At 67.0% G+C, this 8,015-nt stretch carries 7 protein-coding genes; 3 read left to right on the top strand and 4 right to left on the bottom strand.

Going from position 1 to position 8,015, the window contains the following annotated elements; all coding sequences use genetic code 11:
* Positions 1-91: 91 nt before the first annotated feature.
* Positions 92-646 carry a beta-carotene hydroxylase gene (locus ACE3O8_RS02010; protein WP_374386236.1) on the bottom strand — a complete coding sequence of 185 codons (555 nt, stop codon included), beginning with the start codon at positions 644-646 and terminating at the stop codon, positions 92-94.
* Between the two features lie 119 nt (positions 647-765).
* Between ACE3O8_RS02010 and uvrB the strand changes: the two genes are divergently transcribed.
* The 3 genes from uvrB (at position 766) to ACE3O8_RS01995 (ending at position 4,370) form a co-directional block, all read left to right on the top strand.
* Positions 766-2,949 (top strand): excinuclease ABC subunit UvrB, encoded by a 2,184-nt coding sequence (gene uvrB / locus ACE3O8_RS02005; protein WP_374386234.1) that lies wholly within the window; start codon positions 766-768, stop codon positions 2,947-2,949.
* 70 nt (positions 2,950-3,019) lie between these two features.
* Positions 3,020-4,030, top strand: a complete 1,011-nt coding sequence (locus ACE3O8_RS02000) for a hypothetical protein (protein WP_374386232.1) — start codon at positions 3,020-3,022, stop codon at positions 4,028-4,030.
* A 10-nt stretch (positions 4,031-4,040) separates the two neighbouring features.
* Complete coding sequence (locus tag ACE3O8_RS01995) at positions 4,041-4,370, top strand: hypothetical protein (protein WP_374386230.1); 330 nt, start codon at positions 4,041-4,043, stop codon at positions 4,368-4,370.
* 5 nt (positions 4,371-4,375) lie between these two features.
* Here the strand turns inward: ACE3O8_RS01995 and ACE3O8_RS01990 are convergent, their stop codons facing one another.
* From ACE3O8_RS01990 to ACE3O8_RS01980, 3 genes are read right to left on the bottom strand one after another with little or no spacing between them, the layout of a single operon-like run.
* Positions 4,376-5,341, bottom strand: a complete 966-nt coding sequence (locus ACE3O8_RS01990; protein ID WP_374386228.1) for an alpha/beta hydrolase — start codon at positions 5,339-5,341, stop codon at positions 4,376-4,378.
* Positions 5,338-6,642 (bottom strand): amidohydrolase family protein, encoded by a 1,305-nt coding sequence (locus tag ACE3O8_RS01985; protein WP_374386227.1) that lies wholly within the window; start codon positions 6,640-6,642, stop codon positions 5,338-5,340. The genes ACE3O8_RS01990 and ACE3O8_RS01985 overlap by 4 nt, the downstream gene beginning before the upstream one ends.
* Complete coding sequence (locus tag ACE3O8_RS01980) at positions 6,642-7,982, bottom strand: amidohydrolase family protein (protein WP_374386225.1); 1,341 nt, start codon at positions 7,980-7,982, stop codon at positions 6,642-6,644. Before ACE3O8_RS01980 ends, ACE3O8_RS01985 begins: the two co-directional genes overlap by 1 nt.
* Between the last annotated feature and the right edge of the window lie 33 nt (positions 7,983-8,015).

Here is an 8,015-nt window from a genome sequence, read left to right as displayed (position 1 = left end):
AAGCGCGACGCCCCTTTTGAGGGTGCAGGGACATCAAGTCCCTGCTGGGTGCAGGGCAAGGCCCTGCCAGCCGGCGGCAAACGGTGAGGCCTTACGCAGGCCCCGTCATGTTCCGGCCGACCGGGTTCTGGCGCACCACGGCCTTCCCCGTGCGGGTGTTTTCGGCGAGCTGGCGTTTCAGTTCGTCGATGGGCGGCGCCCAGATGAAGCCGAAGGAGACGGTGCCGTCGCGGCTTTCCACCACATGGTGCAGGCGGTGGGCCTGCACGATGCGCTTCATATAGGGGGAGCGCGGGACATAGCCGGTTTCGATGCGGCGGTGGACGATGATGTCGTGGAAGCCGAAGTAGATGGCGCCATAGGCGGTGATGCCGCCCGCGAGCCAGACGTAGAAGGTGCCGCCCTGTTCCTCCACCCCGAACCAGAAGAGGCTGATGGCGACGGCTGCACCCATGACGCCGTAGAGATCGTTCCATTCGAACCAGCCGAAGCGATCCGTGTGGTGGGATTTGTGCAGGAACCAGCCGAACCCGTGCATCACATATTTGTGGCCCAGGATGGCGGCGACCTCCATCGCGGCGACGGTGGCGACGAACAGGAGGATGCCGAGCGGCCAGCTGATATCGAAGGGGGTGTGCGGGGGCATGGATCGCCTTTAGGCCTGTGCGGTGGATTTTGGGAGGGGTTTGGGCCGGAATCCGCCGGGGTGCGTTGATCAGGCGCAAGAGGCTGGCGGAACGAATGGCGAACACCTAGATTGGTGGCATGGCAATCGCGATTCGCACCAGCCTGGCCGACATTCCGCTGGCGCCCGGCTTTACCCCGAACCGGCCGGAGCGCCCCGCCAAGAGCGAGGGCGGCAAGCCGTTCGTGCTGAAGAGCGACTATGCGCCGGCGGGGGATCAACCGGCGGCGATCGCGGAGCTGGTGCGGCAGGCCGAGGCCGGGGAAAAGGACCAGGTGCTGCTGGGGGTGACGGGCAGCGGCAAGACCTTCACCATGGCGAAGGTGGTGGAGGCGTTGCAGCGCCCGGCGCTGGTGCTGGCGCCGAACAAGATCCTGGCGGCGCAGTTGTATGGGGAGTTCAAGAGCTTCTTCCCCGACAATGCGGTCGAGTATTTCGTTTCCTATTACGATTACTACCAGCCGGAGGCCTATGTGCCCCGGACGGACACCTATATCGAGAAGGAGAGCAGCGTAAACGAGGCCATCGACCGGATGCGGCATTCCGCGACGCGGGCGCTGCTGGAGCGGGACGATGTGCTGATCGTGGCATCGGTATCGTGCCTGTACGGCATCGGATCGGTCGAGACCTATTCGGCGATGACCTTCAGCCTGGCCAAGGGGATGACGGTGGACCCGCGCGAGATCGTGCGGAAGCTGGTGGCGCTGCAGTACAAGCGCAACGAGATGGCCTTCGCGCGCGGCAGTTTCCGCATGAAGGGCGACACGCTGGAGATCTTCCCCTCGCACTATGAGGACATGGCCTGGCGGGTGGGCTTTTTCGGGGACGAGATCGAGAGCATCACCGAGTTCGACCCGCTGACGGGGAACCGGATCGCCACGCTGGAGAGCGTGAAGATCTATGCGAACAGCCATTATGTGACGCCGGGCCCGACGCTGAAGCAGGCGACGGAGGCGATCAGGTTCGAGCTGACGGAGCGGCTGAAGGAGCTGGAGGCGGAGGGCAAGCTGCTGGAATATCAGCGGCTTGAACAACGGACCAAGTTCGACCTGGAGATGATCGCGGCGACGGGCAGCTGTGCCGGGATCGAGAATTACAGCCGCTTCCTGACGGGGCGGCTGCCGGGCGAGCCGCCGCCGACGCTGTTCGAATATCTGCCGGAAAATGCGCTGCTGTTCGTGGACGAGAGCCATGTGACGGTGCCGCAGATCGGCGGGATGAGCCGGGGCGACCGGGTGCGCAAGGTGACGCTGGCCGAATATGGATTCCGCCTGCCCAGCTGCGTGGACAACCGGCCGCTGAAGTTCGAGGAATGGGACCTGATGCGGCCGCAGACGGTGAGCGTATCCGCGACGCCCGGCGACTGGGAGATGCAACAGACGGGCGGCGTGTTCGTGGAGCAGGTGATCCGGCCGACCGGGCTTGTCGATCCGCCGGTGGAGATCCGCCCTGTCGAGGACCAGGTGGACGACCTGATTGCGGAGGCGAAGGCGACGGCCGACAAGGGCTATCGCACGCTGGTGACGACCTTGACCAAGAAGATGGCCGAGGACCTGACCGAATTCCTGCACGAGGCGGGGATGCGGGTGCGCTATATGCATTCCGACGTGGAGACGCTGGAGCGGATCGAGCTGATCCGCGATTTGCGCATGGGCGTGTATGACGTGCTGGTGGGGATCAACCTGCTGCGCGAGGGGCTGGACATTCCAGAATGCGGGCTGGTCGCCATTCTGGACGCGGACAAGGAAGGCTTCCTGCGCTCCGAACGTTCGCTGGTGCAGACGATCGGGCGGGCGGCGCGCAACGTGGAGGGGCGGGTGATCCTGTATGCCGACCATCGCACCGGCAGCATGGACCGGGCGCTGGCCGAGACGGAGCGGCGGCGGGTGAAGCAGCAGGCCTATAATGAGGCGCATGGGATCACGCCCGCCACGGTGAAGAAGGCGATCGCCGATGTGGTGGCGCATGTGGCGGCGAAGGATCATCTGACTGTCGAGATCGACGACGAGACGCCGCACCTGGTGGGCCATAATCTGAAGGCCTATATCGCTGATCTGGAAAAGAAAATGCAGAAGGCGGCCGCCGATCTGGAGTTCGAGGAGGCGGCGCGCATCCGCGACGATATCCGGCGGCTGGAGGCGGACGAGCTGGGCATCAGGACCGAGCGGGCGGCGCCCGTGAAGGGCAGGGCGGATGCCGGGCGGCCGGGGACGCGGACGAACCGCTGGGGCAAGGCGAGGGGGACGCCCAAGGGCCGGCGCTGACGGCGTTCGGTGACAGGCCGGGGTGCTTCTGTTACCCTCTGCGCCGGGGTTGCAGGCGGGGGGACGTCTGATGACGGGGGCGAGGGATTTTCAGGCGCGGGTGCTGGGCATGGCCCTGATGGCCGGGTTGCTGGCCGGTTGCGCGGGGCGCGACGCGGTTGCGCTGGAACGGGGCGGCAAGCTGGTTGCCGTGGGCCGATCGACGACGGATGCGTCGCGCGAGCTGCTGCGCGAGGTGCGGGCGGCGAACCGCGAGGCGCGGATCGAGATCGTGGTGGCGGACCCGTCCTGCAACTTCCGGGAGATCCGCATCGCGGGCGACGACGCCCCGCCGGAGACGATACTGTGCAGCCCCGGCGGGATACCGTTCAAGGCCGTGGACGCAGCGGCGATCGAGCCGACGATTCGGCTGATCGACGGGGTGACGGCCTGGCTGTCGGCGGTGGACGATGTGCTGGGCGGAACGGCGTTCGACAGCGCGGCGGCGGTGGAGCAGGGCTTTGTCGACGCCAACAACATCGCCACCATTGCCACGGCGGGCGGGGCCGGGCCGTTCAGCGACGACCAGATCGCGGCGGCCAGCGGACTGGCGGGTGTGCTGGGCCGGCTGGCGGATACTCGTTCGCGGGCGGACCGGCTGCGGGTGATCGAAGCGGACCATGCCGGGGTGGCGGCCCTGATCGATGCGCTGGAACGCGACACACAGACATGGGCCGGCAGCAGCCTTCCGGCAAACCTGGCGGCGATCGACGCCGCGTTCGAGACGAGAGCCTTCCAGATCCGGCGCGGTCTGGCGGCGGAGCGCAAGGCGGGCAGCGGGCTGGCGGCGGACGCGCACTGGCGCGCCTTCCTGACGGGATGGGCCGACATCCATGACCGGCAGGAAGGGGCAGAAGCGCTGCCGCGCGAGATGAAGCGGGTGACGGCCGCGCTGCGCAAGGCGCAGCAGGGATATGCGCGGCTGCTGGACCCGGCCGCGAAGCTGACGGAGGCGGACCGGGCGGCGATCCGCGAGGCGAACCGGCGGCAGCTGAGCGAGGTGCTGGCGTCTGTCGCGGCTGTGTTCCGCGCATTTCTGTAGGGAGAGGGCCATGACCGTCAGCGCACTGAGGGGCCAGCTGTTCAGCCTGGAAAACAGCCTGGGGCGCCTTGCCATCCCGTTGCAGAATGAGATGCTGGAACAATTATTCAATCGGTGCAACCGGTTGCGGCTGCGCTGCGCCAGCGTGGTGCTGCGGCTGGATGCGGCTGATGTGGCCGGGGCGCTGCCGCCCATTCCCGTCGCGCTGGTGACCCATGTGGCGGATGTGGCGGGGCAGGTGGCGACCATTGCCGCCCGCTTCGACGCGGCCGGCGCGGACGCGGCGCTGAAGGCGGCGGATGGCGCGCTGAAGCGGGTGGAAAAGCTGCTGCCGGCCTGACGCGCCTAGTCCTCGGGAGCCCAGGGCAGGCGGCAGCCGGGTGTTTCGCACGGCACATGCGGGCGCTTGCCTGAGCCGGGGATGGCCCATTCCATGCCGGCGCGGATGGCATCAGGGTAAACGGAGCCATGATCCTCGCCGGGGAAGATGCGGGACTGCACCTTCAGCGAGGGATAGTTGCGGGATTTCAGCATCCTGACCAGCTCGTCCATGTCCTCCACCATAGCCATCCGGCTCTGGCTGAAGGGTTCGGTATCCGGGTCGGGCACGGTTTCCTCGCCGCCGATCATGAAGAAGGCCTGTGCGGGGAGATCCTTGTGGCCGGCGGCATAGCCGCGTTCCTGTCCGATCATCTGGCGGCGGCCGTACCAGAGCGACGGGCTCATCAGGATGTATTTCTCGAACATCGCCGGATCCGCGAAGAGGACATGGGTGCCGAACAGCCCGCCATAGCTGTGGCCGGCATAGATGCGGCGGGCGGGATCGATGCGGAAGCGGGATTCGAGGAAGGGAAACACTTCTTCCTTCAGGTGCAGGCGGTATTGCTCGGCCTCGCCATATTTGACGGGGCGGCCGGGCATGTCGGAGCGGGCGTCGATGTCGCCGAAGATGGAGGGGGTGTAATCGCGACGGCGGCTGTATTCGCCGGTGTCGCCCGTGGCATAGCCGAGGCCGACGATGATGGCATCCTGCATCCCCCGTTCGGATGCGCGCAGGCGGCGGTGCAGACCCGTCATCAGCGGGAAGCTCTGCGGCGCATCCGTCGTGAAGATCACCGGATAGCGGCGATCCGGGGAGGAGGCGTAGCTGGGGGGCAGCCAGACATAGAGCTCATAGTCCCGCCCGAGCCTGTCGCTGTGGATGGAGAGGACCTGGGTGTTGGGCAGTTCGTAGCGCGGGGGCGCGGGCTGGTCGGCCTGGGCCAGGGCAGGCGCGGCGAGAAGGGCGAGCGACAGCAGCAGCAGTTTCATCGGGCGGGGGCGCCTTTGTAGATCCGGCCATCCTTCATGATGACGGCGAAGTTGCGGTCCGGGTCTGCGATGAGTTCCAGGTTGGCGATCGGATTGCCGTTGACGAGGATGAGATCGGCCAGGGCGCCCGGCTGCACGACGCCCAGCCTGCCCTGATAGGGACTGCGCAGGCCGGACAGGGCCAGAAGCCGGGCATTGTCGTGCGTGGCGATCTTCAGGATCTCGGCCGGGGTGAACCATTGCCTGAGTTCCAGCAGATTGGCGTTCTGGCTGGCGTTCAATGCGGGTTCGAACAGGAAATCCGTCCCCCAGGCCAGATTGACGCCCAGACGCTTTGCCGTTTCCCACACACGGGGCTGGCCTTCGATCACGGGCTTGCGCTTCTCGGCCCTGAGCGGCGCCATGTCAGGCGTGGTTTCCCTGAGCACCTGCAGCGAAAGCCACACGCCCTTGTCGCGCATCAGCTTCAGCGTGTCCTCTGACATCATCTGGCCATGTTCGATGCATTTCACGCCGGCTTCCACCGCGCGGCGCACGGCCTTGTCGGTATAGGCATGGACGGTCACATAGCTGTTCCAGTCGTCGGCCGCCTCGACCGCTGCCTTCATCTCATCGAGCGTATATTGGGTGACATCGACCGGATCATATTCCGACGAGGTGCCGCCACCCGCCATCAGCTTGATCTGGCTTGCGCCGAAGCGGAGATTTTCGCGGGTGGCGGTCAACACGTCGTCGCGGCCGTCCGCGATGAAGGTGGCGCCCAGTTCCTCGGCACGGGCAGGCTTGCCGAAGAAGCGCCGCGAGCGTTCGGCGGGCGTGCGGAAATCGCCGTGTCCGGCCGTCTGGCTGATGGTCGCGCCCGAAGGCCACACGCGCGGGCCCTGATATTTGCCGGCGTCGATGCCGGCCTTCAGGCTGAAGATGGGGCCGCCCACGTCGCGGACTGCCGTGAACCCGCGCAGCAGCATCGCGTTTGCTTCCGCGGCCGCAGCGGCCTCGGCCTTTGCGGGGGTGAGATCAGGCGCCATCAGCTGCGGCATGCTGAGGGCGGAAAAGGTGAGGTGAACATGCACGTCGATCAGGCCGGGCATCAGCGTGCGCCCCCGGCCTTCGATCACGGGCACGCCGGGCGCGGACAGCTTCGGGCCGATGGCGGCGATGCTGTTGCCGCGCACCAGCACATCCGTCGGGGCAGAGAGGGCGGGGGACTGGCCATCGAACACGCGCACGTTGCGGAACAGCGTGTCGGCAGACGCCGGTGTCGCGATTGCGACGGCTGCCAGCAGGATTTGCATGCGCATCATTGCCCTCCGAGGTTGTTCTTGAAGATGTGGCCGTCCTTCATGATCAGGCGAAAATTGCGGTCGGGATCCTCGATCAGGCGAATGTTCGCGATCGGATCGCCTTCCACCAGCAGCAGATCCGCCAGTGCCCCTTCTTCCACCACGCCCAGCCGCCCCTGATAGGGGCTGCGCAGGCCGGACAGCGCCAGAAGCTCGGCATTCACCGAGGTCGCCTGGCGCAGCACCTCGGTCGGCGTGAACCAGCGGGTGAGCTTGGCAAGTTGTGCGCCCTGCCGCCGGGCCAGCTTTTCGGAGAAGAGCGTGTCGGTGCCGAAGGCGATCTTCAGCCGGTATTTCTTCGCGAGCGCATAGAGCTGGTCGGTGCCCGCCAGGATCTGCTGCTGCTTGGCGGCCTGAGTGGAGCCGGGCGGAAAGGGGATCGCATCCTCGTCGTCGAGGAAGGGCTGGGTGGACAGCCAGACGCCCTTTTCGGCCATGTGGCGGGCCGTCGGCTCGTCGATCAGATGCGCATGTTCGATGACCTTCACGCCGGCATCCACGGCGCGGCGGATCGCGACGGGCGTGTAGGCATGGACGGCGACATAGCTGCCCCAGTTGGAGGCGGCGTCAACAGCGGCCTTCAGCTCCTCGGGCGTGAAGGTGGACACATCGATCGGGCTGTGCGGCGAGGAGACGCCGCCGCCGCCCGTTAGCTTGATCTGGCTGGCGCCCAGCATCAGCTGCTCGCGCACCCGCTGGCGGACCGCATCGGGGCTATCGGCGACGAGCGACCCGCCGATCTGTTCCATGCGGGCGACCGGGCGCGACGGATCCCGCGGGAGTTCCGACGGCATGCGGAAATCGCCATGGCCGCTGGTGACGGTGATCATTGCTCCCGAAGGCCAGACGCGGGGGCCCGGAACAATGCCGCTGTCGATCGCCTGCTTCAGCCCGAAGCTGGGGCCGCCCATGTCGCGCACGGAGGTGAAGCCGCGCATCAGCGTGGCCGTCGCTTCGGCGCCGGCGATCAGGTTCACGAACCCCAGGTCGCCGAAGATCGCCTGTTCGGCGGTGGGCCGCACAAGAATGGTGTGCCAGTGCGCGTCGATCAGGCCTGGCATCAGCGTGCGGTTGCCGCCATCGATCACGGTGGCGGCCGGGCTGGCGGCGGCTGCGCCGATGGCGGCGATGCGGTTGCCGCGCACCAGGACGGAGGTGGGGGCGGACAGGGCGCTGCCCTTCCCATCGAAGACGCGGACGTTGGTGAACAGGATCTCGGGTGGGGCAGCCGCCGGCTGGCCGGTCGCGGCGACGGCCCCCAGAACCAGTGCTGCAGCGCCAACGATCGGCTTCAGCATCCCCATTCTCCCCCTCTGTGGCGGGCCTTGCCC

This window comes from Sandaracinobacter sp., assembly GCF_041909755.1.
In the GTDB taxonomy this organism is placed as follows: Bacteria; Pseudomonadota; Alphaproteobacteria; order Sphingomonadales; family Sphingomonadaceae; genus Sandaracinobacteroides.
Note: the sequence above shows the minus strand (reverse complement) of the source record. Positions and strands in the feature narration are given on the sequence as shown.